Raw genomic sequence first — 26254 nt, 5'->3', positions numbered from 1 at the left:
GGCTGCGCAGTGCTTACTCCATCGCGCAAGCAGTACGCAGCCAGGACACCCTTGAGGAGCTGGTCCCATGGCTATTGCACGATTCGCTGTTCCCGCCCTTGTCGCGGGCCTGGTGGTGTTGGGCAGCGCGCAGACCGTCTGCGCCGACGGGATGAAGCCCGAAAAGTCGATCGTGATCGTAGCGACCGACACCCCCACCACGATGACGGTCACCAATACCGGCGAGACCACCGACATGCTGCTGGTGGACATCCTGCCCATTGACGAAGACACGTCTGAGATCGTCACCGTCTCCCCGCCCTCGGGCACCATGCGCCTCAAGCCGGGACAGAAGCAGCTGCTGACATTCACCGTATTGGACGGTGCCCGGGATTCCAAGGTGCAGCGCCTGCGCCGGGTCGTGTTCGAAGGCGCCAAGGGCACGCCGTCGCGCTCGAAGAAGCGCAACGAAGTGGGCGTGACCGTGCGCCAGAACCTGCCGTTGATCATCCATCCTGCAGGCCTGAAGCTGGAACGGGAGCCGTGGAAGCTGCTGAAATGGAGCGAATCCGGCGATGACCTGACCGTGAAGAACGACAGCCCCTACGTGGTGCGCCTGTCGCAGGAGTTCGAGTCGCTGCCGTCCAAGACCGTGCTGGGTCTGTCCCGCTCCTACGTGCTGCCGAACCAGCGGCTGACCGTGAAGCTGCCAGCGGCGGCGGCGAACGACAGCAATATCCGCATCCACCCGGCGACGGTGTATGGGTTCCAGACCGATCACTACGAAGCGCCGGTTACGCACGGCGACTGACGGCCGGGCAGTTGGGGATCGCATCGAAGGCGGCGCAGACACAACACCTTGCACTCATTTTTGAAAGAAGTTGCATGTGGCGTGGCGCAATCGACCCGTAATCTTTGCCGCGATCCATAGGGTCGATCAAGCATGCGCTTGCGATTGACCAACCCAATTGTTTGCCCATCTCGTTACGAGGACTACGTCATGAAACTCACTACCACACTGTTGGGCCTGGCGATGGCGTCGGCGGCCGCCTTCGCACCCCACGCATCTGCGCAGTCGACCGATCTGATCATCACCGGCAAGATCCTGCCGGGCGCATGCAACGTCGCGCTCAGCAACGGCGGGGTTGCCGACTTCGGCGACATCCGTTCGAATTCGCTGGAAACGGACACCAGCACCGTGCTCGGTCCGGTCGACCTGACCATGACCGTAACCTGCGATTCGGCGGTGCGTTTCGCGATGCAGGGCGTCGACAATACCGGCGACACCTCGTTCGTCGCCAACCGCTACGGCCTGGGTCGTACCGACAACGACGAAAAGATCGGCAGTGCGACCATCGGCCTGAAGGGCGTCAGCGTCGACAGCGCCAGCGGCTTTGCCACCACTTCCTACAACCAGGGGGAAACCTGGTCGGAGAGCGTCACCCCCAATCCGTCTCCGATCCCGCGCGACGGCATGATCGGGTTCGCGACCACGCAGGGCGTGACCACCGGGCCTGACGCGGTCAAGGACATGCAGGGCACGCTCGAGGTCAAGGCGTACATCGCACCGACCGATGGCCTGACCATCACCGGCGAGGTTCCGCTCAAGGGCAACGCCACCATCAACGTGATGTACCTGTAAGGCCCCGCACCGCACGTCCTTTCCAGCAGAGGTTGCGATGAAGCGCTCCACCCACGCCTTGATGACGCTCGCACTGCTCCTGGCCGCCCCGCGTGCCAGTGCGCAGTCTGCCGAGCTGACCATCGTCGGAAACCTCCTGCCCGGCGCCTGCACCACCGTGCTGGAAGGCGGTGGCGTGGTGGACCTGGGCACGACACTCATGGAGAAGCTGAGCACCACCGAGGAAACCTCGCTGGGCTCGGTGCGGGTCCCGATGACAGTGAGCTGCCAGGTGCCCGTGCGGTTCGCCTTCATGGGCATCGACAATACCGGCGACAGCGCGTCCGTAGCGACCCGCTATGGGCTTGGGCTGTCACCGGATGGCGAAAAGATCGGCGGTGCGGTGATCAGTTTCAAGGATCCGGACACCGCGGGGACGCCCGTCCACTACACCCGCTCGGAAGACGGCGGCCAGCAATGGGAGCCCAGCGGGAATGAAGGTTCCACCTGGCTGGGCAAAGTGTCGATCAATGGCTTTTCCGCCGCCTCGGGCGTGGTGACCGGCCCGGACCCGCTCGCGTCGCTGCAGGTCGACCTGGAAATCCGCACCTACATACAACCTACCAATGCACTCACCATCGACGACAACGTGCCGATCCATGGCAGTGCCACCATCGACCTGATCTACCTGTAAGCACTCCTACCGCAAGAGGATGCCGTCATGAAGTTGGTCACGACCCTGCTTGGCCTGGCGCTTGTTGCCGCTGCCCCGACTGCGTTTGCGCAGTCGACCGACGTCTCCGTTACCGGGGTAATTCATCCCGGGTCGTGCGACGTCCAGCTGGGCAGTGGCGGCACCGTGGATCTGGGCACGCTCAATACCGCGAACCTCAACGCCGACAAACCCACCGACCTGGCGCCGGTGTCGATGACGCTGGGGGTGACCTGCGATTCGCCGATGCGATTCGCACTGGAAGGCATCGACAACCGGAACGAAAGCTCCGCGTTTACCCAGATGTTCGGTCTTGGAGTGACCCCGGAAACGGTGCGGATCGGCGGCGCCGAACTCAGCGTCGGCGATGCCAAGGCTGACGACGTAACCGCGTACGGCACACAGTCGTTGGACAGTGGTACCACCTGGGATGCATCCAACCCGGCTCCTTTGAGCCCGATCATTCCCGACGCCCTGCGCGGTTTCACCAAGGAACAGGGGGTGTCGACCGGACCGTCGCCCATTACCACGTTGCAGGGCAACCTGGTGGTGGGTGTCAGGATCCAGCCGACCGACGTGATGCGCCTGACCGGTGAAGTGGATATCACGGGCAATGTCACGCTCAATGTGATTTACCTGTAAGCGACGGTTGCGTGGTAACGCCGCAAACCGCCATTCGAGCGCTTGCGGTGGCGGGTGAATCGGGGGATTCATGGCAGCAGGCACGGGGCGATGGGCCGGACACCGACCGTTCAAGCGGCGACATGGATGAGCGGCCTGCTGCTGTGCGGCTGCCTGCTGGTGACGCCCGCGCGCGCCCAGGACGTGCCGACCGCGGAGCCGGAGGAAGCACCCGTCGACGAAGACGAGGAACTGGTGTTCGACGCCGAGCTGCTGCGCCAGCGCGGCCTGGATCCAAAACTCGGCGAGTACCTCAGTCGCGGCGCGCGCTTCACGCCCGGCAGGCAGACCGTCACGCTGATCGTCAACAACCAGCGGATCGGCGAGGCCGGGGTCAGCTTCGACCAGGAGGGGAAGCTCTGCATGGACGAGGCGCTGCTGGAACGCGCCGGTCTGAAAATTCCCAAGGCCACGGCACCGGACGGCGCGCTCGCCTGCGACGACTTCCGCAAGGCGTACCCGGCAACGGTGATCGACAAGGATCCGGCGATGCGCACGGTGACCCTGCTGGTGCCCGGCGATGCACGCCAGCCCGGCCGCGAGGGGGTGGGTGGCTTCGTAGAGGGCGGCGTCGGCGGCCTGTTCAACTACAGCGTGATGACCACCCGCAGCGACGGCAGCAACGGCGCGAGCACGTACGTGGCCGCCATCACCGAAGCCGGCTTCAACGCTGGCGACTGGATCTTCCGCAGCCGCCAGAGTTACACGCGCTCGGAGGAAAAGACCACGCTGGATATCACCCAGAGTTACGCCCAGCGCACGTTCACCCGGTGGAAGACGGTGCTGCAGCTGGGCGAGCTGGACATGTTGACGCCGGTACTGCCCGGCACCTCGATCACCGGCATCCAAGTGCTCCCCGAAGCAGCACTGCAGGTAGGCGATGGCCCGGTGATCACCGGCATCGCCAACTCCAATGCGCGGGTCGAAGTGCGCCAGCGCGATGTGCTGCTGTACGTGACGGTGGTGGAGGCGGGACGTTTCACCTTGTCCGGATTGCCGGCGCTGTCCGCCCTTACCGACGTGGACGTGAAGGTGATCGAGGCAGACGGCAGCGAGCATGGCTTCACCGTGCCGGCCGTGGCCCTGGCGGGTCTGGTTCGACCGAAGAGCGGCTACACCTTCGCGGTGGGGGAGGTGCGCAACGTGGAACTGGCGCCGGGGCGGCAAGGGTGGGTGGCCAGCGCCAGCTGGAGCGGCGCTCTCGGCGGCTGGGGCATCGGCAGCCTCGCGGCGATGGCGGCTCAGGACTACACCGCACTGGGCGGCAGCGGATTCGTGGGGTGGCGCCATGGCACCTCGCTGAGTCCCTACGTGCTGCTCTCGCATGCGAAGGACGCGGACGGCACGCGCCGTGGCTGGCATGCCGGACTTGGGTTGCAGCAGACTCTGGGCAGCCAGCTGTCGGTCAATGCGGGCGTGGCGACGCAGTCGCGTGATTACCGCGAGCTGGTCGACGTGCTGTCGGCCACCACCGATGATGCGACCCGCGCGCGCTATCGGGAGCAGGCCCACCTGTCGCTGAGCTGGTCCACGGCCTGGCTGGGCTCGATCACGGCGGGATACTCGCGCGCCATCGTGTTCTACGGGCGCCCCACATCGCGCGCGTCGTTGTCGTGGGGGCGCAATTTCCGCTGGGCAACCGTATCGCTGAATGCCGAGCGCGACCTGGCGCAGCGCGACGTGCCGGACAGCCGCAACGACACTGTCGAGGGCGATGCGTACCGTGTGTACCTCAGCGTGAGCGTGCCGCTGGGCGAACGTCGCCGCGCGCGGACCAACGTGCAGCATGATCGCTCCGGCGAGCGGATCGGGGTGTCCTACACCGACGCGCCCAGCACCACCCTGAGCTACCGGCTGGGCGTCGACCACGATTCGTGGACCGGCAGGACCGACACCAGTGCCTCGGCGGCGTGGCTACCACGCTATCTGCAGACCAGTGTCTCGTATACCCGATCCAGCCTGGGCAATTCGTCCAGCTCGGTGCTGCTGGGGGGCGGGGTGGCGATGCACGGGCGCGGCGTGACCCTGTCCCCGTACCCCATCCAGGACACGTTCGGCATCGTCGCGCTGAGCGACCGAATCGCCGGCGTGGAGATCAGCACGCCTTACGGGCCGGTCTGGACCGACCCGTGGGGCAAGGCGGTGGTGGCGCAGCTCACGCCTTATGCGACCAGCATGGTGGAGGTGGAGACCGGGAGCCTGCCGCGCAACATGCTGTTGGACAATGGCGTGATGACGCTGGAGGCGGGGCGAGGCGCGGTGGCCCAGCTCGATCTTGCAACCCGTTTCAGTCGACGCATCCAGCTGCTGCCGATGCATCCGGATGGCAGCCCGTTGCCGCGCGGCACCACCGCCTTCCGCACCAACGACGACCTGGTCGGGATGGTCACCGCTGCGGGTTCGCTGTTCGTCTACGACGCGGTGGACGGAGAAACGCTGGAGCTGCACTTGCCCGATGAACGCGTGTGCACGCTCCGCTACCCGCTGGACGAGCAGGAGGATGAAAACGTGACGATGCCCGTTGCAACGGTGACCTGCAGGCCTGGCGCAGCGGAGGCCGCCCCATGAGCATGCAGGGACGAATGGCGTGCCTGCTGCTGTGCGCGCTGCTGCTGATGGGCCTGCCGCCGGCGCAGGCGCGGATCGACCCGCTCAAGCGCTGCACGATGACCTTGTCTCCGGGAATGATCGACTACGGGCAGCTCAGTCGCGTGCAGGCGTCCACCCGCCCGCTGGGGCCGGGGCAGGGGCCGGGCCTGGCGCGCGGGCCCGGTCTGATCCGGCCCACCGGGATGGCGCTGCCTTCGCACACGCTGTTCCTCAACCTGGTCTGCCCACAACCGATCAACCTGACCATGCTGTTCCATGCGCCGTCGCGCGACCCGTCGAGCTTCGATCTGGGCGGCGCGGGCTTCTACACCCTGCGCGTGCATGACGTACGGGTGGACGAACAGCCGGTGGAGATCGGCCTGGTGACCGTACCCGGCGAGCCGCCCAGCACCATTGCCGAACTGCTGGAGTGGGTGCCCGAACATGCGTGGGTGCCGATGCGCGCCGGCATGCAGGTACCGGGCAGCCGGTTGTCGGCGCAGATCGACGTGCAGGCCTGGGTGACTGCGGACCTGACGTCGGTACGCGACGCCCTGGCGTGGGAAGCGGAGGGCATCATCGACGCCGAGGACGCCCGCCAGTTCGTGGCGCTGGGGCTGCGCGCGCAGGCCATGCCAGGTGCGTGCACGCCGCGGCTGAGCCCGTCCACGCTCGACCTGGGCACGGTGCCGCGCGACAGCCTGCGTGCGGAGGCAGCTAGCGCCCTGGCGCCGCGCACGGTGCAGCTGCAACTGAACTGCAATGGGCCGACCCTGCTCGCCGTGAAGCTGCTGGACAACCGCGCCGGCGCTGATGCCGTCGGGTGGGCGGCTGGCTTGGCCGAACCGGCGCGCTTTGCACTGGCACCGCGCGAAGGAGGGGTGGTCGGCGTGTATGAGCTTTCGTTCGGCGCGGTCAGCAACGACGGTCAGGTGATGCAGGTGGTGCAGGGCAACGGCGAGCGGGCCAGCAACTGGAGTGCGCACGCGGAGGGTGCACCCCTGCAGCGCTTCGGTGCGCAGTCGGCCGTATACGCCTTCGCCACTCCCGGGCATGGGATGCCTGCTGCGGTGGACAACCTGAGCGCACCGTTGCAGGTGGAGGTGCAGCTGGCGCCGGCCTCCTCGCTGGAGAGCAGCGAGGAAACAGTGCTGGATGGCTCGGTGACCATCGAGATCGTTTACCTGTGACGCCATGCGGCAACTGAACGTTCCGTCCGCACGCATTGACATATCGAGAAATCCCGATACATTGACGGCATGGAACTGCTCGACATCTTCAAAGCGCTCTCCAACCGCACCCGCCTTGAGATCCTGAAGGGATTGAAGGATCCGGAAAAGCACTTCCCTCCGCAGGACGAGGGGGATGTGCGTGTGGTTGGCGTCTGCGTGAGCAGTATCCAGGAAGGGGTGGGTCTGTCGCAGTCGACGGTTTCGGACTACCTGGCAACCCTGCAACGCGCTGGATTGGTCGAGGTCAGGCGTATCGGGCAGTGGACGTACTACAAGCGCAATGAAGCAACCCTGCGGGCTCTTGCCGAGATCATCGGGAAAGAGCTGTGAGCATTTACCCAAGGATATCGGTAATTCCCGATATTGCGATGTAATCAATCCAGGATATGACATGAAAGCAGTTGTACTGACGTCGTTTGGTGGGCCGGAAGCCTTCGACCTGAGCGAGGTGCCGGTGCCGGTGCCGCCTGCTGGGCACGTGCTGGTGCGCGTGCAGGCCACCTCGATCAATCCCTTGGACTACCAGGTGCGGCGCGGCGACTACGCCGGGCTGGTGCCGTTGCCGGCGATCACTGGCCACGACGTTTCTGGCGTGGTCGAGGCGGTGGGGCCGGGCGTTTCATCCTTCAGTGTGGGCGACGAGGTCTGGTATACGCCGCAAATCTTCCAGGGCCCCGGCAGCTACGCGGAGTACCACGTCGTTGCGGAAGGCATCATCGGTTTGAAGCCGCCGTCATTGACGCACCTGGAAGCGGCAAGCCTGACCCTGGTCGGTGGTACGGCGTGGGAAGCGCTGACGGTGCGTGCTGGACTTCGGGTCGGCGAGAGCATCCTGGTGCATGGTGGCGCGGGCGGCGTGGGCCATGTGGGGATCCAGCTGGCCAAGGCCATCGGGGCGCGCGTATACACAACAGTGCGCGCAAGCCAGTTCGACTTTGCCCGCGAACGTGGCGCAGACGTGCTGATCGATTTCGAGAACGAGGACTACGTGGACGTGATCCAGCGCGAGACGGATGGCCGCGGGGTGGACGTGGTGTTCGACACGGTGGGCGGAGACACGCTCGCGCGTAGTGCGGACGTGCTTGCACAGCTGGGTCGGGTGGTGTCGATCGTGGACATCGCACAGCCGCAGAACCTGATCCAGGCATGGGGAAAGAACGCGAGCTACCACTTCGTGTTTACCCGTCAGAACCGGAGCAAGCTGGACGAACTGAGCGCCCTTGTCGAGCGCGGCCAGCTGCGCCCGCATGTGGGCGCCGTGTTTCCGCTGGCGGAGATCGCGGTTGCGCATGCGTTCCTGCAACGTCCGGACAATGGGCTGCTGGGTAAGGTCGCCATCGCAGTGGGGCCATTGGCGGGCACCGTGGGGCGTGCCGCGTGATCCACGAGATCGCGGTACTGCCGGTGCGAACGGAGGGTGTGGATGACTTTCGCGCCGCGTTCGATGCCGTTGCGCCGCTGCTGCGCCGGGCTGAGGGTTACCTTGGGCACGTGCTGGGGCAGGGGGTTGAATCGCAGCAGACGTTCACCCTGATCGTGCGTTGGCGGTCGCTGCACGATCACACGCCGGTGTTCGAAGCCAGCGAGGACCACCGTCTCTTCATGCTCGGCTTGCAGGACCTGTTGTCGGGCGAACCGACGGTGCAGCACATCGAGGGAAATTTCCTCATGTGAACCGAGCGGGGGTGCCGCGCAGTGCGTGGCACCCCAACTAGAGAACTGGTTGGTTACCAGCCGAACGTGGCGGTGGCCATTACCGTGCGGCCGCTGCCGTAGTAGCAGGACGAGACGCCGGTGCAGGTGGAGACGTAGCGCTTGTCGGCCAGGTTGCTGGCGTTGAGTGCGAGCTTGACGCCGGTGCCGCCGAACTGGCCCAGGTCGTAACGGATCGCCGCGTCGAACAGGGTGTAGGACGGTATGCGGTACAGGTTCGCGCTGTCGCCATAGCTGTCGCCGTTGTAGCGGGCGCCGGCGGCCAGGCTCAGCCCGCGCAGGGCGCCCGCCTGGACGGTGTAGTCGGCCCAGAACGATGCGGTGAGGTCCGGCACCATGGCCAGCTGTTTGCCACCGTACGCACTTGAACGCAACATTTCAGAGTCCATTCGCGAGGCAGCGCCGATCAGGCTCAGGCCGGCGATGGGGGTGATGCGGCCTTCCAGTTCGATGCCGCGCACGCGGCCTTCGTCGCCCTGGATGGAGCAGACGGCGGTGCCGGTGGCGCCGCAGTTGCGGTGGCTGGCAATCGGGTCGTCGACGATCATGTTTTCCTGGCGCAGGTCGTACACGGCCAGGGTGACCAGGCCATCCACGTTGGCCGGCTGGTACTTCAGGCCTGCTTCCCATTGTGAACCAGTGACCGGCTCGAACGCGGTGCCGGTGAAGCTGTCCAGCGGTGATTTGGTGGCCGGCAGGAACGATTCGGCATAGCTGACGTACGGCGTCAGCCCGTTCTCGAACACATACAACAGGCCACCGCGACCGGTGAACGCTTCGTTCTTGATCACGTTGTGCGGGCCCGGCTGGGAGATGCCGGTGGCGATGTTGCGGGTGGCGCTGAGGGTGTCGTCCTTGGTCCAGTCGTAGCGACCGCCCAGGGTGAGCCGCCAGTTGCCGGCCGCCAGCTGGTCCTGCAGATAGATGCCGCTCTGGCGGTTGATGCCGCTGGTCGGGGTTTCGCTGGTGATGGTGGGTGCGTACGGGGAGTACACCGGGTTGAAGATGTCGATGGGACGCGGGTTGCTCATCGCGCTGCGCACGCCTTCCCAGTCGGCCCGCTGCCAGTCCCAGCCGAGCAGCACGGTGTGGTCGACCGCGCCGGTGGCGAAGCGCGCCTGCAGGCGGGTGTCGAAGGTGTCGCCGTCCGAGTCGCCGGTGCCCTGCACGCCGCGGCGGTTCTGGGTGCGGCCGTCGGCATTGAGCGCGCCGAAGGTGACCACGCCGCGATACAGTGAATCCACGTGGGTGCGGCGCGCGTTCTGGGTGAGGGTGAGGTGCTCGTTGAACGCGTGTTCGAACATCCAGCCGGCCGTCCACAGCGTGCGGTCGAAGGTGTTCCAGTCCGGTTGGCCGATGAAGGTGCTGTTCTTCATGTAGCCGTACTGCGTGGGGTTCAACGTGCCGGCCATCGGCAAGAACTGGTAGGTCGAACCGCCGTCGTCCTTCTGGTACATGCCGAGCAGGGTGAGGCGGGTGCGTTCGGCGATCTGCCAGGTGTAGCTGGGCGCCAGGAACCAGTGTTCCTGCGCGGTGTGTTTGATCTGTGTGTTGCCGTCGCGGTAAAGACCGACCAGGCGGCCCAGGTGGGCGTTGTCATCGGTTCCGGCCCCCACATCGAACGCGGCGCTGTACTGGCCGTTTGCATCGACGCCGAGGCGCAGTTGCTGCGCTTGATCCGGGGTGGGGGTCTTGCTGACCTGGTTGACCATGCCGCCTGGAGCGACCTGGCCGTACATGACCGCAGAGGGACCCTTCAGCACTTCGACCCGGTCCAGGTTCCAGCTGTCGAACATGCTGCGGTTCCATTGGCTGCCCTGCGGGGCGCGCATGCCGTCCAGGGTCACGTTGTTGGCCCAGCTGCCGGCGTCGAAACCCCGGATGCGGAAGTCATCCACGCGGTTGTCGATGCCGCTGCTTTCCAGGCTGACACCGGCGACGTAGCGCATGGCGTCATTGAGCGACTGCACGCCGCGCGCGTCCAGCTCGGCGCGCTCGATTACCGCGATGGATTGCGGGGTTTCGGCGATGGCGGTGTTGGTCTTGGTGGCGCCGCTGGTGCTGTTGGCGGCGCGGTAGGCGTTGACCTGGACGGCGTCGAGGTCGGTGGCCGACTGAGCCAGCGCGGGCGGTGCGAGGGCCAGGCAGCAGGCGAGGGTGAGCAGGTGGCGCGGGACGCCTCGGAACGGGGCAGGGGAACGATTCATGCCGGTATTTTCCGGGACTTGAACATTCAATGCAATTGCGACCTATTCGCATGTGACGCTTTGTCGCGGGTTATGGGCAACGGTCGTTACCTGCCAGGTCGTTTCGCATGTAGATTGATTGGCGGATGCATTGCTTCAGCGTTCCATGGATGTGCGCAAAAACTGCTTGCGCCCCGCCGCCACAGGTCTAGAATGCGCGGCACACCTTCCTGATACACCGTGATGACTTCGATGCCGCTCCTGACGTTCTTTACTCGTAACCGCGCTTGCGCGGAACGGGCGCGTCTGCCTCGCGGCTCCACGGGCGGCTGATCGATCCACGATCACCGCAGGACCCCAGACAGAGCGCCCACAGGGCGCTCTTTTCGTTTCCGCTTCCCAAACCCGCTCCACAACCGTTCGAAGGAGAACGTGCCATGCACCAGATCGCCGAGCCCCAAACCTGGCCGCACGCCCGATAGCCAACGGCGGCGTGCGGCTCCCCCAAGTTGGCAGCGAGATTCAAACCATGAACACCCAGACCCGAAACCTCCGTCGCAACCTCGGCATCATTGCCCACATCGACGCCGGCAAAACCACGCTCACCGAGCGCCTGCTGTGGAAAACCGGTGAAATCCACCGCGTCGGCGAAGTCCATGATGGCGCCGCCACCACCGACTTCTCGGCGATCGAGCGCGAGCGCGGCATTACCATCGGCGCGGCCGCCGTGCAGGCGCACTGGGCGCCGCGCGACGAACCGACCCATCACCTGACCCTGATCGACACGCCCGGGCATATCGACTTCGCCATCGAAGTGGAACGCTCGTTGCGCGTGCTCGACGGCGCGGTGGCGGTGTTCTCGGCCGTGGACGGCGTGCAGCCGCAATCCGAAACCGTGTGGCACCAGGCGCGTCGCCATGGCGTGCCGCTGATTGCGTTCGTCAACAAGATGGACCGCATCGGTGCCTCCTTCGAGCGCGTGCTGGCGCAACTGCAGGACAAACTGCAGGCGCGTCCGTGGGCGATCGGCTGGCCGCTAGGCGCGGAAAGCGATTTCCACGGCTGGGTCGACCTGGTCGACCGCAGCACCGTTCTCTGGGACGACGCCGGGCAGCCGACGCGCAGTGCGTGGACGCCCGCCGAACACGAACAGTGGGAACCGCGCCGCGAGGAACTGGTGGAAGCGGTAGCCGACCATGACGAGCTGCTGGCCGAAGCCTGGCTGGCGGGTGAGGCGGTGGAGCCTGCGGCGCTACGTGCGGCGTTGCGCCGGGCCACGCTGGCCGGTGCAGGCGTGCCGGTACTGGCCGGGGCGGCGTTCAAGAGCAAGGGCATCGAAACCCTGCTCGACGCCGTTGTGGATTACCTGCCTGCGCCGGAAGACCGGCCGGCGGTGGTCGCCACCGCGGAGGAGGGCGAGGTCAGCCTGCCACCGGACCCGAACGGCCCGCTGGCGGCGCTGTTGTTCAAGATCACCCACCAGAACCATGGTGCGTTGAGTTTCGTGCGGGTGTATTCGGGCACGCTGAAGGTGGGCGATGCGTTGGCCAGTTCGCAGCATGCGCAGGGACGCCGGGTCAGCCGGCTGGTGCGCGTGCAGGCCGACCAGATCCACGACATCAAGCAGGCGGTAGCCGGCGACATCGTGGCGGTGCTGGGCTGGAAGGACGCGGTGAGCGGCGAAACGCTCAGCGCGCCGTCGCGCCCGCTGCTGCTCGATGCGATCCGGGCGCAGCAGGCGGTGCTGGCGTGGCGGTTGACCGCGGAAAAGGCGGCCGACCTGATCCGCATTGCGCAGGGCCTGTCCAGCCTGGCCCAGGAAGATCCGTCGTTCCGCGTCGAAACTGAAGCGGACAGCGGTGAAACCCTGGTGTGGGGCATGGGCGAGCTGCACCTGGAGGTGATGGTGGAGCGGCTGCGCACCGAATGGAACGTCAACGTGCGGACTGGCGCACCGCGCGTGGCCTACCAGGAAACCCTGCGGCAGGCGCTGCGCGGCGTGGAAGGCAAGGTGGTCAAGCAGACCGGCGGCCAGGGCCAGTACGCACGGGTGGTGCTGGATGTCAGCCCACGCGAGGACGGGGAGGTGCATTTCGTCGACCGCACGGTCGGTGGGGTGATTCCGCGCGGGTTCGTGGCGGCGGTGGAGAAAGGCGTGCGCAGCGCGCTGCTGGAAGGTCCGCGTGGCCATCCGGTGGTGGGCATCGAGGTGGCGCTGGTCGACGGGCAGACCCATGCCAAGGATTCGTCGGACATGGCCTTCCACCGTGCCGGTGCCGAAGCGGTGAAGGCCGCGCTGGTGCAGGCCGGGACCACGCTGCTGGAGCCGGTGATGGAAGTGGCCATCCACGTGCCGTCGGTGAATGTCGGCGACGTGGTCGGCGACCTCAATCGCCGAAGCGGTCGCATCGCGTCCATCGAGGACCAGGGCGGTCGTGCGGAAGTGGTGGGCTACGCGCCGTTGGCGCAGCTGTCCGGTTACACCACCTCGCTGCGCTCGTTGACCCAGGGCCGCGCGTCCAGCGACATGCGCTTCACCGGGTATGAAGAGGTGCAGGCCGCATGACGTTGTAAAAAGGCGAGGGGGCCGGCATTGCCGGCCCCCTTTATACTGGGCGCACCTGTTTCCGGAGCGCCGCATGAACACCCCCCATTTCTATCCCGTCGGCACGCCCGGCCAGCCGTGGGGCGATGCCGAACGCGCGACGTGGCGCGCACGCCAGAGCGTGCAGCGCAGCTACACCGACGACGTGGTGGCCGTACTGAACGCGCTGCCCGACGCATTCACCGTCGTCCAGTACGGCGAACTGCAGGCCGGCACCGACCGCTACCCGCTGCTGCTGGCCATGACCCGCAACTGGAATCCCGCGCTGCCCACCGCGCTGGTCACCGGTGGTGTCCACGGTTATGAAACCAGCGGCGTGCACGGTGCGCTGGAGTTCCTGCGCGACCACGCTGCCACCTATGCCGGCCGTTTCAACCTGATCGTGGCGCCGTGCGTCTGCCCGTGGGGCTACGAGCGCATCCAGCGCTGGAACCACGATGCGTTCGACCCGAACCGCAGCTTCCGCGACGGTGGCCTGATCGCCGAATCGGCCGCGCTGATGGCCTGGATCGCCGCCCGCAACGATGATCTGCGGGTGCACATCGACCTGCACGAAACCACCGACAGCGACGCGCATGAATTCGACCCGGCACTGGCCTCGCGCGATGGCAAGGCGTGGGTGCCTGAATCCATTCCGGACGGGTTCTACGTGATCGGCAACAGCGAGAACCCGGAACCCGCGTTCCAGCAGGCCCTGATCGCCGCCGTGGCCCCGATCACCCATATCGCCCCGGCCGATGCGCACGGCAACCTGGTCGGCCTGCCGCTGCAGTCCAACGGCGTGGTCTGGGGCGAGTCGCGTTCGATCGGCGCCTGCGCCGGTTTCACCGATGCGCGGTTTGCCACCACCACTGAGGTCTACCCGGACAGCCCGCGCACCACCCCGGCGCAGTGCAATGCGGCGCAGGTGGCAGCGGTGTGTGCGGGGCTGGATTTTGCATTGTCATCACCGTCACAACCGTAGGGTTGCTGCTTTAGGGTAGGCGGCAACGCAGAAGGATGAACCGGTGCACGAGCGAGCTGCCCCTGGCGAAACCCCGCTCACCGACGGCTTCGGTCGTCGCTTTCCCTACCTCCGCCTGTCGCTCACCGAGGCCTGCAACTTCTCGTGCAGTTACTGCCTGCCGGACGGCTACGCAGCGGAGGGGCGCCCGCGCTTCCTGGAGGTGGACGAGATCGGGCGGCTGGTCAGCGCCTTCGCCACGCTGGGCATGCACAAGATCCGCCTGACCGGCGGTGAGCCCAGCCTGCGCAAGGACCTGGACGTCATCATCCAACGCGTTGCCGACGTACCGGGCATCCGCAAGGTGGCGATCACCACCAATGGCACCCTGTTGCCACGGCGCCTGCCGGGCTGGCATCGCGCCGGGCTCACGGCGTTGAACGTGAGCATGGACAGCCTTTGCCGCGAGCGTTTCCACGCGATCACCGGGCATGACCGGCTGCCGGAGATACTGGAAGGGCTGGCACTGGCACAGGCGCTCGGCATGGAATCGGTGAAGCTCAACGCGGTGCTGCTGCGCGGACTCAACGACGACGAGTTGCCGGCATGGATGGCCTTCCTGCGCGAGCGCCCGATCAGCGTGCGCTTCATCGAGCTCATGCGCACGGGCGACAACGCCGACTATTTCGAACGCCACCACCTTCGCGCCAGTGTGGTGGTGGAGCAATTGCAGGCCGCCGGCTGGCGGCTGCGCCCGCGTGCCCCTGACGCGGGCCCTGCGCGGGAATACACCCATCCCGATCATCGCGGCTGCATAGGCGTGATTGCGCCGTACTCGAAGGATTTCTGCCAGGGCTGCAACCGCCTGCGTGTGACTGCACGCGGCGACCTGCGGCTGTGCCTGTTCGGCGAGTTCGGGGTGCCGCTGCGCGCGCTTCTGCAACACGACGACGACCGCGACGCGCTGCTGGCCCGCATCACGACCCAGCTCGGGCTGAAGGCCGCCGGGCACGGCCTGCACCAGGGCCAGACTGGCCTGGTCCCGAACCTGGCATCGATTGGAGGATGAGCACCATATGAGTGGCGATACGTCCGCAGCGTTCCACATGGCCGATGTGCGCGACAAGCGCGTGACCCGGCGGCGCGCGGTCGCTGTCGGCGAGCTGCTTGCCGGCCCGGTGGCCTACCCGCTGATCGTCGAACGCCGGCTGCCCAAGGGCGATGCGCTGGTGATGGCCGAGATTGCCGGACTGCAGGGCGCCAAGATGGCCTCGGCGCTGATGCCGCTGTGCCACCCCTTGCCACTGGAACTGGTGCGCGTGTACTGCGCGCCGGTGCCGGAGCGGCAGGCGATCCGGGTCTGGTGCGAGTGCGCGAGCGAAGCGCGTACCGGGGTGGAAATGGAAGCCTTGGCCGGCGTGAATGCCGCGCTGCTGACCCTGTACGACCTGAGCAAGCCGGTGGAACCCGCGTTGGAGATCGGCGCGGTGCGCCTGCTGTTCAAGGAAGGCGGCAAGCGTGGGCTGTGGGTCCATCCCAAGGGAATGGACGATGCCGAGCGCGCGCGTTACCAGCCTCGGGCGCCACGCGATCTGCACGGTGTGGCGTGTGCGGTGATCACCCTGAGCGACCGTGCCAGCGACGGCAGCTACGAAGACCGTTCCGGCCCGCTTCTGGTGGAGGGTCTGCAGGCGCTGGGCGGCAGCGTGAGCGCGGCCGAGGTGCTGCCCGATGGCGTGCAGCCGTTGGCGCGCCGACTGCAGGCGCTGGAAATTGCCGGGGTAAGGCTCTGCCTGTGCACTGGCGGCACCGGCCTGGGGCCGCGTGACCTGACCCCCGAAGCGCTGCTCTCGGTGGGCGGTCGCCGCGTGGAGGGACTGGCACAGATGGTGCGCAGCCTGAGCGCGCAGCACACACCAATGGCGTGGCTGAGCCGTGCCGAAGTGGTGCAGCTGGGCCAGATGCTGGTATTCGCATTGCCGGGCAGCCCGCGCGCCGCGGCGCAATGCCTGGAGATCCTGTCTCCGGTGCTGGGCCACGCGTTGGCCATGGTTGAAGGAGCCGACCACCGATGATCGAGTACGCCGAAGCGCTGCGACGAATGCTCGCCTGTGCCGACGTGCTGCCCGCTGAAACGATTCCGCTGGATAACGCACACGGCCGCGTCCTGGCACGTGATGTCACCAGTCCGCAGTGCCTGCCGCCGTTCGACAATTCGGCCATGGATGGGTTCGCGCTGCGCTGCGCGGGAGCGCCGATGCCGGCCGGCACGATAGTGCAGGTGCAGGGTTCGCAGGCGGCCGGTGATGGAGCCAGCCAGGGCGGGAGTGGCGCGTGGGAAATCATGACCGGGGCACGCATGCCTGACGGTCTGGACAGCGTGATTCCGGTCGAGCAGGTGCGGGTGTTGTCGCGCGCCGACGGGTGCCCGCAACGCATTGAACTGCTGAACGCGGTAGCGCCGGGCCAGTTCGTGCGGCAGCGCGGTCAGGACGTGCGAACCGGCGAGCTGCTGCTCGCGGCGGGCGGTACGCTGGCGACCAACGCGCTCACCGCTCTCCACGCCACGGGCGTAGCCGAGGTGGAAGTGCGCCAGCAACCGCGCGTGGCGGTGATCACCACCGGCCGCGAACTGGTGGCCGACGCCGGCCAGGCGTTGGATGACGGGCAGATTCGCGACAGCAATCGCCCCTATCTGCTCGAACGGCTGCAGCAGGCGGGGGCGGTGGTGGTCTGGCACGGCGTCGTGGGTGACGAAGCCAGCGCCTTCGGCGCCGCCGTAGAGGCCGCGCTGGCGGCAGGTGCGCAGCTGGTGGTCAGCACCGGTGCCGTGTCGCAGGGGCGTTACGACTTCATCCCGGAGGCGCTGCGTGCGCGCGGCGCCACCATCCACTTCCACAAGGTCGCGATCCGGCCGGGCAAGCCGCTGCTGTTTGCGCAGCTGTCGGGCGGCGCGTTGTATTTCGGCTTGCCCGGCAACCCGGTGTCGGCCGCCGTAGGCCAGCGTTTCTTCATCGAGCCGGTGTTGCGCCAGCAGCTGGGGATGCTGCCCGAGCCCTCGGTGCAGGTGCCGTTGCAGGCAGATACGCGAAAGCCGCCGGGCCTGCGCTTTCATGCACGGGCGCGGGTCGAACTGGACGGAACTGGCCAGGTGTCGGCACGCGTGCTGGCAGGGCAGGAGTCGTTCCGGCTGATGACAACGCTGCAGGCGAATGGCTGGGTGGTGCTGGAGATCGATGGCGACGAGGTGGCCCGCGCGGGCACGCCGGTGCAGGTTGTAGGGTGGGGGCACCGGGAGCCGGTGCAGCTGGTAGCGAGGGAGGAGGCATGAAGACGATCGAGGTGCAGCTGTTCGGCGCGTTCTCCGAACTGGTGCCTGAGCGGGTGCTGCAGGTGGACGTGGAGGGTGATCTGGTGGGGGACCTGCGCAGGGCGATGCAGGTGCAGCTGATGGAGGGCTGGCCTTCGTTCCGCAATGGACTGCTGGCCTACAGTGCGTTTGCTGATGAGCGGCGGGTGCTGCGCGACGGCGAGCGGTTGCCGGAAGACGGGCGGGTGGCGGTACTGCCGCCGGTGAGTGGCGGATGAGCGCGCATGCCCGACAGAGCCTGCACGTCGTGGAACGCGCCGACGCCGCCCTGGACCCGTCTGACGCCATCGGTTTCGTGTCAGACCCGGGTTTTGGCGGCATTGACGTGTTCATCGGCAAGGTGCGCGACCTCAATCACGGGCGCGCGGTGCAGGGCATCACCTATGATCTGTTCGTGCCGCTGGTGTTGAACACGTTCCAGCAGCTTGCCGATGAGGTCGAGGCGGAATTCGGTCCCCGGCTCAAGCTGTATGTGGCCCATGCGAAGGGCCGACTCGCAGTGGGCGATGTGGCGGTGGTGGTGGCCGCAGGCAGTCCCCACCGGGATGAGGCATTCCGGGCGTGCCGTGCCCTCATTGAAGCCGTCAAGCATCGCTCGCCGATCTGGAAGCAGGAGCATTACGAGGACGGCGACAGTGTGTGGAGCGAAGGGTGTTCCCTGTGCGACCCTGCTACGCTTCCGGAATGACGACGTCTTCCATGCTGACCCCGGGCCGTTCCGGCCGCTCCACCCCGAACCCGGCGGCGGCCGACGATGGCGATGCGCTGCATTTCTGCAGCACCTGCGCGTTTTCCGATGCGTGCATGTCGCAGGGCTACGACAAGACCGCGCTCAACGAGCTGCATGTCCTGGTCGACCACGTGGGCCCGTTCCACGCCGGCGATTACATCTTCCGTGCCGGTGAACCGTTCGATGCGATCGCGGCGGTGCGCGCCGGCATGGTCAAGACCTTCGTGGATGACAGCCAGGGCAGCGAGCAGGTACTGGGCTTCAGCCTGCCCGGTGAAGTGATCGGGCTCAACGCCATCCATGGTGCGCGCTATCCCTGCAATGCGGTGGCGCTGGACACCGTGCACCTGTGCCGCATTTCGTTCCCGAAGATGAGCCAGCTGGCCAGCCGCATGCCGGGCCTGCAGGCCAAGCTGTTCAGCCTGCTCAGCGCCGAGATCGGCAAGGTGGCGTTGCTGGCGGCCAATCACCGCACCGAAGAGCGCATGGCCGCGTTCCTGATGGACATGTCCGAACGCTACGCGCGGCGCGGCTTTTCGGCGGTGCGCTTCAACCTGACCATGGCGCGCACGGAGATCGCCAACTACCTGCGCATGGCGCCGGAAACCGCCAGCCGCGTGTTGCGCCGGTTGGTGGATGACGGGGTGATCGCGGTCAACCAGCGCGAGATCCTGCTCCTGCAACCCGAACGGCTGGCCGCGATGGCCGCGGCAGTCGATACCGATTCCAACGAACCAAGGACCGCATCATGATTCGTGCCCTGCGTAGTGTGCTTTGCCTGGCGGTGTTGGCGACCGCGCTGCCGGCCGGCGCCGCCGGGCTCACGGTCTCGGCCGCATCGAGCCTGACCGAGAGTTTCCGTGACATCGCCAGTGCGTACGAAAGCGCGCACCCCGGTACCAAGGTAGACCTGAACTTCGCCGCGTCCGGGGTGCTGCTGCAGCAGGTGGCACGAGGGGCGCCGGTGGACGTGCTGGCCACGGCGGACACCAAGACCATGGACCAGGCCGCGCAGCAGAACCTGTTGGCGGCCGACACCCGGCAGCTGTTCGCCAGCAACCAGCTGGTGGTGGTGGTGCCGAAGGATGCTCGCACTGCGCCGACCTCGCTGGCTGCACTGGGCGGGGCCGGCGTGAAGCGGGTGGCGATCGGCAATCCGGACAGTGTGCCGGTGGGTCGCTACGCGCAGGCGGCGTTGCAGGATGCCGGGCTTTGGGAGGCCATGAAAGCCAAGACCATCTCCACCCAGAATGTGCGCCAGTCGCTGGACTACGTGGCGCGTGGCGAGGTGGATGCGGGTTTCGTGTACTCCAGCGACGTGCGCGCCGGCGGCGACCGGGTGCGGCAGGCGTTTGCGGTACCGCTGAAGACGCCGATCACCTATCCACTGGCGGTCATCAAGGACAGTGCGAACGCGGCCGAGGCCAAGCGGTTCGTGGCGTTCGTGCGCTCGCCGCAGGGTCTGGCAATCCTGAAGAAGCACGGTTTCGGCGCGCCCTGATTCATGGCGCTGGACTGGACCGCGTTGTGGTTGTCGCTGAAGGTGGCGGGCTGGGCCACGGCGATCAACCTGGTGGTGGGCGTGGCCCTGGGCGCGCTGCTGGCGCGCCGCCGCTTCCCCGGGCGTGAGCTGCTGGACACGCTGCTGACCCTGCCCATGGTGCTGCCGCCGACCGTGCTGGGCTATTACCTGCTGGTGGTGATCGGCCGCAACGGGCCGCTCGGTGCGTGGTTGCAGTCCACCTTCGGCATCAACCTGGTGTTTACCTGGCAGGCCGCCGTGATCGCCGCGGCGGTAGCCTCGCTGCCGCTGGTCTTCAAGCCGGCACGCGCCGCCTTCGAAGCGGTGGACGGGCAGCTGGAGCAGGCGGCGCGCACGCTGGGTGTTTCCGAGTTCGCGCTGTTCCTGCGGGTCAGCCTGCCGCTGGCGTGGCGCGGGATCCTGGCCGGCCTGCTGCTGGCGTTCGCGCGGTCGATGGGCGAGTTCGGCGCCACGCTGATGGTGGCCGGCAGCATTCCGGGGCGCACCCAGACGCTGTCGATCGCGATCTACGAAGCGGTGCAGGCCGGGCAGGACAGCAAGGCCAACGGCCTGGTGATCCTGACCTCGGTGGTGTGCATCGTGATCCTGCTCGCCGCGGCGCGGCTGGTGGGTCGTCGGCAGGAGGTGCGCGATGTGGCTTGACCTGGACATCCGCCGCCGTTTCAGTGCCCCGGGCCAGCAGTTCGAGCTGGACGTGCAGCTGCAGTGTACGCAACGCCAGGTGGTGCTGTTCGGGCCTTCGGGCGCGGGCAAGAGCCTGACCCTGAAGGCCATTGCGGGGCTGTTGAGGCCGGAGGCTGGCCACGTCCGGTTGGGCGGAATGAACCTGTTCGATGCAGGGCAGGGCGTGAACCTGCCGCCGCAGCAACGGCGGCTCGGGTACCTGTTCCAGGACTACGCGCTGTTTCCGCACCTGACCGTGCGCCAGAACATCGCGTTCGGGTTGCGACGGGGCTGGTTCAATCCTTCGCGTCGTGAACAGGATCCCGAGGTGGAACGCTGGATGGCGGCGCTGCGCATCGAACACCTGGCGCAGATGCTGCCGGCGCAGCTCTCGGGTGGGCAACGCCAGCGCACGGCACTGGCCCGTTCGCTGGTGACGCGCCCGCAGGCCCTGCTGCTGGACGAGCCGTTCGCCGCACTCGACCACGACCTGCGCGCGCACCTGCGCCAGGAACTGCAGGAGGTTCTGGATGCCACCGACGTGCCGTTGCTGCTGATCAGCCATGACCCGGCGGACGTGGCGATGTTCGGCCAGCAGGTGGTGGAACTGGCGGACGGGAAAGTCACGCGCCCTTGAGTGGGGCGCCGCGGATCAATACAGTTCGCAGTGCAGGCGCTCCTGCTCGCGCAGGCTTGACCAGATACTGGTTCCGGTAGCTGCGTGGTCCGGATCAAGATGGTTGATGGCCTGCTGGACCGCGCCTTCCAGATGCTGCTTGTTGCCGCACAGGTACAGATGCGCGCCGCGTTCAAGTAGATCGCGTATGTGCCCGGCGTGCTCTGCCAACGCGTGCTGCACGTAGTACTTCTCCACGCCGTCGCGCGAGAACGCGGTTCGCAGCGAGGTCAATCGCCCTTCGTCGTGCCACCGCTCCAGCTCCTGCTGGTAGAGGAAGTCGTGGGCGCGGTGCTTCTCGCCAAACAGCAGGTGCACCTCGCGCGGGCTGCTGCTGGCCTGCAGCTCATGCACCAGCCCCATCAACGGCGCGATACCGGTGCCGGTGCCCACCAGCAGCAGCGGCGCGTCCGGTTCGGCCGGCAGGTGGAAGCCGGGGTTGGAGCGGCAGTAGATGCGTACGCCGTGGTCGGATGCCAGCAGCCAGCCGGTGGCCGTGCCGCGACGCTTCCGGCCGCGATGGACGTAGGCAACCTCGCGGATGCACAGGCTGACCGTGTCGCCGAACGCAGAGGCGATGGAGTACGCGCGGGGCAGGCACGGCGACAGCAGTTCGGCCAGCTGCGATACAGGCACGCTCTCGGGCGCCGCATGATCCTCCAGCACGTCGAGCAGGTCACTGCCGTGCAGGTAGCTCTCCAAGGCGTGCCGCTGACTGACCTTGAGCAGGCCCTTCAACGCATCGCTGCCACCCAGCCGGGCCAGCTCACGCAGCACGGTTTTGTTGAGCAGCCGCAGTTCCTTGTGCCGCAGCAGCTCTGTGGCCTGCGGGTCGCCGTACCACGCGGCCAACGCATCCAGCAGCGTGGGGTCGTTCGGCGCAAGCACATGCAGGGTGTCGCCGGCGCGGTAGACGATGCCGCTGCCGCGCAGGTCCAGGGTGACATGCCAGGCGGCGGGGGTGCTGCCGCTCAGCCGGCGCCGTTCGATGACCGGTGCGTTGAACGCATTGTCCTCGCCGTACGCGGTGACCTGCAGGTGCAGGTTGCGACCGGCCTCGGGTTCGCCGTTGAGCACGCTGCCCAGCACCGGCGCCCAGCGCTCGAAGAAGGTTTCGTAACAGGCGTCGGCGTCGACGCGGTTCATGATCGGGCGCGCCTGGCGCTCGCCGAGCAGCGTGTCCAGCGCCTTGGTGAAACCGCAGAAGCGCGGGTAGCCGGTGTCGCCCAGCCCGAACACTGCATAGCGCAGGCCGGGCAGGGCAGGGGCGAGCCGCAGCGCTTCGGCGAAGTGCTCGCCGTTGGCCGGCGGTTCGCCGTCGCCGAACGAGCTGGACAGGGCCAGCAGTACATCGCCGGCGCCCAGGCTGCTTACGTCGATCTCGTTGAAGGGCAACACCTGCGGCGCGTGCGCCTGCAGGGCCGGAAACGCGCCCAGGCGGTGGGCCAGGGCGCGGGCGTTGCCGGATTCGGAGCCGTAGCCCACCAGCACGCGTTGGATGGGGGTCGGGGCGTTCACGCGGCCTCGTAGAACGCGTCGAACTTCTCCTTGCTGAACTCCACCGCCTCGAAGTTGCCCATCAGGTCGTTCACCACGCGGCGGATGCTGATGTAGGAGGTGATCTGCCCGGCCTCGTCGAACAGCGGCTGCACGGTGGTGTCGACCACATACAGCACACCGCCCTTGCCCAGGTTCGGCACGATCCCGGTCCAGGTCTTGCCCGCCTTGATGGTGTCCCACATGTCCTTGTAGACGGCCTTGGGCACGTCCGGGTGACGGACCATGCTGTGCGGCTGGCCGATCAGCTCTTCGCGCTTGAAGCCGGTGAGGGTGCAGAACAGGTCGTTGGCGTAGGTGATGTTTCCCTGCAGGTCGGTGGTGGAGATCACCATCACGTTCTCGAGGGCGTTCAACAGCTGGGCGGTATCGGGGCGGTAGGACATGGTCGTTTCCAGTGGTGGTTCGGGTTCGTGAACAGCTTCCGCCTGCGTCCGCCGCCACGCCCTGACATTGGTCAAGCCGCGGGATGCATCGGGTGCGACCGGGTGTCGCAGCCGGTAAATACGGCGGCATGTCGGCAATCGGATAGTCCACCTGCGTCTCACGCCTCATTTACGAAATCCTCTCCATCCTGAACCCTCCAACCGAGCCGGGTGCAGACCATGTCCACCACCGTCGTGAAGATGACCCGGATGCAGCTCACCGCCATGGTGGTGGGCGGCATGATCGGGGCAGGGATCTTCTCGTTGCCGCGCACATTCGCCGGCGCGACCGGACCGCTGGGCGCGGTAGTGGCCTGGACCATCGCCGGGCTGGGTATGTACACGCTGGCACGGGTGTTCCAGCTGCTGGCCGAGCGCAAACCGGCCCTGGACGCCGGTGTGTTCGCCTACGCGAAGGAGGGCTTCGGCGACTATCCCGGCTTCCTGTCTGCCTTCGGCTACTGGATCGGCAGCTGCATCGGCAACGTGTCTTACTGGGTGCTGATCAAGTCGACCCTGGGCGCGTTCTTCCCGATCTTCGGCGACGGCAATACGGTGGTGGCGATCCTGGTCGCCTCGGCCGGAATATGGCTGTTCCATTTCATGATCCTGCGCGGCGTGCAGCAGGCGGCGGCGATCAACAAGATCGTCACGATTGCCAAGGTCATTCCGATCATCGTGTTCCTGGTGATCATCGCATTTGCGATGAAGATGGACGTGTTCCGCTTCAACTTCTACGGCGGCGACCTCTCCGGCAGCATCTTCGAACAGGTGCGCGCCACCATGCTGGTCACCGTGTTCGTGTTCCTGGGCATCGAAGGCGCCAGCGTATATTCGCGCTATGCCAAAGACCGCAAGGACGTGGGTGCGGCCACCATCACCGGCTTCCTGGTGGTGACCACGCTGATGGTGCTGGTGACCCTGTTGCCGTTCGCGGTGATGGAGCGTGCTGACATCGCCGGCATGCGCCAGCCCTCCATGGCGGCGGTGCTGGAGGCGGTGGTCGGGCGATGGGGCGCGATCTTCGTCAGTGTCGGCCTGCTGGTCTCGGTACTGGGTGCCTACCTGACCTGGTCGCTGATCTGCGCCGAGGTACTCTCCGCGGCGGCCCGGACCAAGGACATGCCGGCGCTGTTCGCGCGCGAGAACGCCAACGGCGTGCCGTCGGCGGCGTTGTGGGCCACCAACATCATCATCCAGTTGATCGTGATCAGCACCTACTGGTCGCGCGACGCGTTCTCGCTGATGCTCAACCTGACCAGCGCGATGTCGCTGATTCCATTCCTGCTGGTCGCCGCCTATGGACTGCAGCTCACCAAGCGCGGTGAGACCTACACCGAACGGCCGAACGAACGTGGCCGCGACATGGTGCTGGCGCTTCTCGCCACGATCTACACCGTATTCCTGCTTTACGCAGGCGGCATCAAGTTCATCGTGCTCTCGGCGGTGCTGTACGCCCCGGGCAGCCTGCTGTACTTCTGGGCGCGGCGCGAGCAGGGCGGGAAGATCTTCACCAAGGCGTCGGACTTCATCATCCTGGGCGTGGCCGTGGTTGCCGCCGTGGTCGGCGTCTACTGGATCGCGACCGGCTACATCCAGATCTGATTGGCCATGGCCAACGCTGCAGGCGACCGCAAGCTGTCCCTGCTGGAGCTGACCGCGCTGGTGGTCGGCTCGATGATCGGTTCGGGCATCTTCGCGCTGCCGGGCGCGTTCGGCACCACCACGGGGGTCTACGGCGCGCTGTTGGCCTGGGTGATCGCCGGCACCGGCATGCTGATGCTGGCGTTCGTGTTCCAGTCGCTGTCGCGGCTGAAGCCCGAGCTGGACACCGGTATTTACGCTTACGCCAAGGCCGGCTTCGGCGACTACGCCGGCCTGCTGTCCGCGGTCGGCTACTGGCTCGGTTGCTGCCTGGCCGACGTGGCGTGCCTGATCCTGATCAAGGCGACCCTGGGCCAGTACGTTCCGGCGCTGGGCGATGGCACCACGGTGATTGCGATCCTGTCGGCATCGGTGCTGCTGTGGGGCTTCCACTTCCTGATCCTGCGCGGGATCAAGGAGGCCGCGTTGATCAATACCATCGCCACGGTGGCCAAGCTGGTGCCACTGGCGGTGTTCGTGGTGTTCCTGTTCGTCGGCTTCCGCGCCGACGTGTTCGCGCTCAACCTGTGGGGGTTCGAGCTGCCCGGTGCGTCCACTTTGTGGCAGCAGACCCGCGGTACGCTGCTGTTGACGGTGTTCGTGTTCGTGGGCATCGAGGGCGCCAGCGTGTATTCGCGCTATGCGCGTCGCCGCGAGGACGTGGGCATCGCCACCGTGGCGGGCTTCCTCGGCGTGCTGTGCCTGCTGGTGATGGTCACCATTCTGTCCTATGGCGTGCTGCTGCGCCCGGAGCTGGCTGCGCTGGCCACGCCGTCGATGGCCGGGGTGATGGAGGCGATCGCCGGGCGCTGGGGTGCGTTGTTCATCAGCATCGGCCTTCTGGTTTCGGTGCTGGGCAACTATCTTTCGTGGTCGCTGCTGGCGGCTGAGGTGCTGCATTCGGCTGCGTTGAACAATGCGATGCCGCGTGCACTGGCGCGCGAGAACGCCGCGGGTGTGCCCGACGCGGCGCTGTGGCTCACCAATGGCGTGATCCAGGCGTTCCTGCTGGTCAGCTGGTTCGCCGACTACGCCTTTACCCTGGCCCTGAAGATGACCAGCGCGATGACGCTGGTGCCGTACCTGCTGGTGGCCGCCTACCAGCTGAAGCTGTCGCTGGCAGGCGAGGGCGGTCATGCGCGGATGCGCTGGATCGCCGGCATCGCCACGGCGTATGCGGTGGGCATGCTGCTGGCCGGGGGCAGCCGTTACCTGTTGCTTTCCAGCCTGCTGTACGTACCGGGCTCGATCCTGTTCTGGGTGTGGCAGCGGCAGCGGGGCATTGCCTTCCGCCCGCTCGAACTGCTTGTGCTGGCAGCCCTGTGTACGATGGCGGTGGTCGCATTGGTTGGGATGGGCAGCGGATGGTTGAGGTTGTGAAAAGG

Annotated in this window: 25 protein-coding genes; 22 read left to right on the top strand and 3 right to left on the bottom strand. The window is 66.7% G+C overall.

Translation table 11 applies throughout. The annotated features are described in order from the left end of the window. Window positions 1-67 precede the first annotated feature (67 nt). From RYM47_RS10490 to RYM47_RS10450, 9 genes are all read left to right on the top strand, one after another. A complete protein-coding gene (locus RYM47_RS10490; RefSeq protein ID WP_315387728.1) occupies window positions 68-790 on the top strand; it encodes a fimbria/pilus chaperone family protein in 723 nt (240 codons plus the stop codon). Window positions 791-979: 189 nt separating this feature from the next. After that, window positions 980-1621, top strand: coding sequence for a DUF1120 domain-containing protein (locus RYM47_RS10485; protein ID WP_315387726.1), 642 nt, complete (start codon window positions 980-982; stop codon window positions 1619-1621). Window positions 1622-1658: 37 nt separating this feature from the next. Beyond that, on the top strand, window positions 1659-2294 hold the full coding sequence (locus RYM47_RS10480; RefSeq protein WP_315387725.1) for a DUF1120 domain-containing protein: 636 nt from the start codon (window positions 1659-1661) through the stop codon (window positions 2292-2294). Between the two features lie 27 nt (window positions 2295-2321). Continuing rightward, window positions 2322-2954: a DUF1120 domain-containing protein gene (locus RYM47_RS10475; RefSeq protein ID WP_315387724.1), complete on the top strand. Its 633-nt coding sequence runs from the start codon at window positions 2322-2324 to the stop codon at window positions 2952-2954. 126 nt (window positions 2955-3080) lie between these two features. Then, complete coding sequence (locus RYM47_RS10470; protein WP_315387723.1) at window positions 3081-5561, top strand: fimbria/pilus outer membrane usher protein; 2481 nt, start codon at window positions 3081-3083, stop codon at window positions 5559-5561. After that, on the top strand, window positions 5558-6772 hold the full coding sequence (locus RYM47_RS10465; RefSeq protein ID WP_315387722.1) for a DUF1120 domain-containing protein: 1215 nt from the start codon (window positions 5558-5560) through the stop codon (window positions 6770-6772). The genes RYM47_RS10470 and RYM47_RS10465 overlap by 4 nt, the downstream gene beginning before the upstream one ends. 69 nt (window positions 6773-6841) lie before the next feature. Then, window positions 6842-7144, top strand: a complete 303-nt coding sequence (locus RYM47_RS10460; RefSeq protein ID WP_315387721.1) for a metalloregulator ArsR/SmtB family transcription factor — start codon at window positions 6842-6844, stop codon at window positions 7142-7144. A 61-nt stretch (window positions 7145-7205) separates the two neighbouring features. Next, complete coding sequence (locus RYM47_RS10455; RefSeq protein WP_315387720.1) at window positions 7206-8195, top strand: zinc-dependent alcohol dehydrogenase family protein; 990 nt, start codon at window positions 7206-7208, stop codon at window positions 8193-8195. Beyond that, window positions 8192-8488: an antibiotic biosynthesis monooxygenase gene (locus tag RYM47_RS10450; RefSeq protein ID WP_315387718.1), complete on the top strand. Its 297-nt coding sequence runs from the start codon at window positions 8192-8194 to the stop codon at window positions 8486-8488. Before RYM47_RS10455 ends, RYM47_RS10450 begins: the two co-directional genes overlap by 4 nt. A gap of 53 nt (window positions 8489-8541) precedes the next feature. On the opposite strand, the gene RYM47_RS10445 is transcribed toward RYM47_RS10450, so the two are convergent. Beyond that, the gene (locus RYM47_RS10445; RefSeq protein ID WP_315387717.1) at window positions 8542-10734 is read right to left on the bottom strand and encodes a TonB-dependent siderophore receptor; all 2193 of its coding nucleotides are present in this window, start codon (window positions 10732-10734) and stop codon (window positions 8542-8544) included. A gap of 508 nt (window positions 10735-11242) precedes the next feature. On the opposite strand from RYM47_RS10445, the gene fusA reads away from it, so the two are divergent. The 11 genes from fusA to RYM47_RS10390 all read left to right on the top strand — a co-directional run bounded on the left by fusA (window position 11243) and on the right by RYM47_RS10390 (window position 21204). Then, complete coding sequence (gene fusA, locus RYM47_RS10440) at window positions 11243-13279, top strand: elongation factor G (protein ID WP_315387716.1); 2037 nt, start codon at window positions 11243-11245, stop codon at window positions 13277-13279. 73 nt (window positions 13280-13352) lie between these two features. Then, a complete protein-coding gene (locus RYM47_RS10435; protein ID WP_315387715.1) occupies window positions 13353-14282 on the top strand; it encodes a M14 family metallocarboxypeptidase in 930 nt (309 codons plus the stop codon). Window positions 14283-14325: 43 nt separating this feature from the next. Beyond that, window positions 14326-15330, top strand: coding sequence for a GTP 3',8-cyclase MoaA (gene moaA / locus RYM47_RS10430; protein WP_315387714.1), 1005 nt, complete (start codon window positions 14326-14328; stop codon window positions 15328-15330). A 7-nt stretch (window positions 15331-15337) separates the two neighbouring features. Continuing rightward, window positions 15338-16336 (top strand): bifunctional molybdenum cofactor biosynthesis protein MoaC/MoaB, encoded by a 999-nt coding sequence (gene moaCB, locus RYM47_RS10425; RefSeq protein ID WP_315387712.1) that lies wholly within the window; start codon window positions 15338-15340, stop codon window positions 16334-16336. Next, window positions 16333-17592 carry a gephyrin-like molybdotransferase Glp gene (glp, locus tag RYM47_RS10420; protein WP_315387710.1) on the top strand — a complete coding sequence of 420 codons (1260 nt, stop codon included), beginning with the start codon at window positions 16333-16335 and terminating at the stop codon, window positions 17590-17592. Before moaCB ends, glp begins: the two co-directional genes overlap by 4 nt. Then, a complete protein-coding gene (locus tag RYM47_RS10415; protein ID WP_315387709.1) occupies window positions 17589-17849 on the top strand; it encodes a MoaD/ThiS family protein in 261 nt (86 codons plus the stop codon). Before glp ends, RYM47_RS10415 begins: the two co-directional genes overlap by 4 nt. Then, window positions 17846-18319 carry a molybdenum cofactor biosynthesis protein MoaE gene (locus RYM47_RS10410; RefSeq protein WP_315387707.1) on the top strand — a complete coding sequence of 158 codons (474 nt, stop codon included), beginning with the start codon at window positions 17846-17848 and terminating at the stop codon, window positions 18317-18319. The genes RYM47_RS10415 and RYM47_RS10410 overlap by 4 nt, the downstream gene beginning before the upstream one ends. 11 nt (window positions 18320-18330) lie before the next feature. After that, on the top strand, window positions 18331-19113 hold the full coding sequence (locus tag RYM47_RS10405) for a cyclic nucleotide-binding domain-containing protein (protein WP_315387861.1): 783 nt from the start codon (window positions 18331-18333) through the stop codon (window positions 19111-19113). After that, on the top strand, window positions 19110-19862 hold the full coding sequence (gene modA / locus RYM47_RS10400; protein WP_315387705.1) for a molybdate ABC transporter substrate-binding protein: 753 nt from the start codon (window positions 19110-19112) through the stop codon (window positions 19860-19862). Before RYM47_RS10405 ends, modA begins: the two co-directional genes overlap by 4 nt. 3 nt (window positions 19863-19865) lie before the next feature. Further along, window positions 19866-20546: a molybdate ABC transporter permease subunit gene (modB, locus tag RYM47_RS10395; RefSeq protein WP_315387704.1), complete on the top strand. Its 681-nt coding sequence runs from the start codon at window positions 19866-19868 to the stop codon at window positions 20544-20546. Next, entirely contained in the window at window positions 20536-21204 is a 669-nt protein-coding gene (locus RYM47_RS10390) for an ATP-binding cassette domain-containing protein (protein ID WP_315387702.1), read from the top strand. The genes modB and RYM47_RS10390 overlap by 11 nt, the downstream gene beginning before the upstream one ends. Window positions 21205-21219: 15 nt before the next feature. Here the strand turns inward: RYM47_RS10390 and RYM47_RS10385 are convergent, their stop codons facing one another. Beyond that, the gene (locus RYM47_RS10385; RefSeq protein WP_315387700.1) at window positions 21220-22761 is read right to left on the bottom strand and encodes a sulfite reductase flavoprotein subunit alpha; all 1542 of its coding nucleotides are present in this window, start codon (window positions 22759-22761) and stop codon (window positions 21220-21222) included. After that, a complete protein-coding gene (locus RYM47_RS10380) occupies window positions 22758-23186 on the bottom strand; it encodes a PAS domain-containing protein (protein WP_315387698.1) in 429 nt (142 codons plus the stop codon). The genes RYM47_RS10385 and RYM47_RS10380 overlap by 4 nt, the downstream gene beginning before the upstream one ends. A gap of 219 nt (window positions 23187-23405) precedes the next feature. Here RYM47_RS10380 and RYM47_RS10375 point away from each other — a divergent pair, with 219 nt between their 5' ends. Continuing rightward, a complete protein-coding gene (locus RYM47_RS10375; protein WP_315387696.1) occupies window positions 23406-24830 on the top strand; it encodes a basic amino acid/polyamine antiporter in 1425 nt (474 codons plus the stop codon). Between the two features lie 6 nt (window positions 24831-24836). After that, window positions 24837-26249 carry a basic amino acid/polyamine antiporter gene (locus tag RYM47_RS10370; protein ID WP_315387694.1) on the top strand — a complete coding sequence of 471 codons (1413 nt, stop codon included), beginning with the start codon at window positions 24837-24839 and terminating at the stop codon, window positions 26247-26249. Window positions 26250-26254 lie beyond the last annotated feature (5 nt).

It is taken from the genome of uncultured Stenotrophomonas sp. (assembly GCF_963519125.1).
GTDB lineage: Bacteria > Pseudomonadota > Gammaproteobacteria > Xanthomonadales > Xanthomonadaceae > Stenotrophomonas.
Note: the sequence above shows the minus strand (reverse complement) of the source record. Positions and strands in the feature narration are given on the sequence as shown.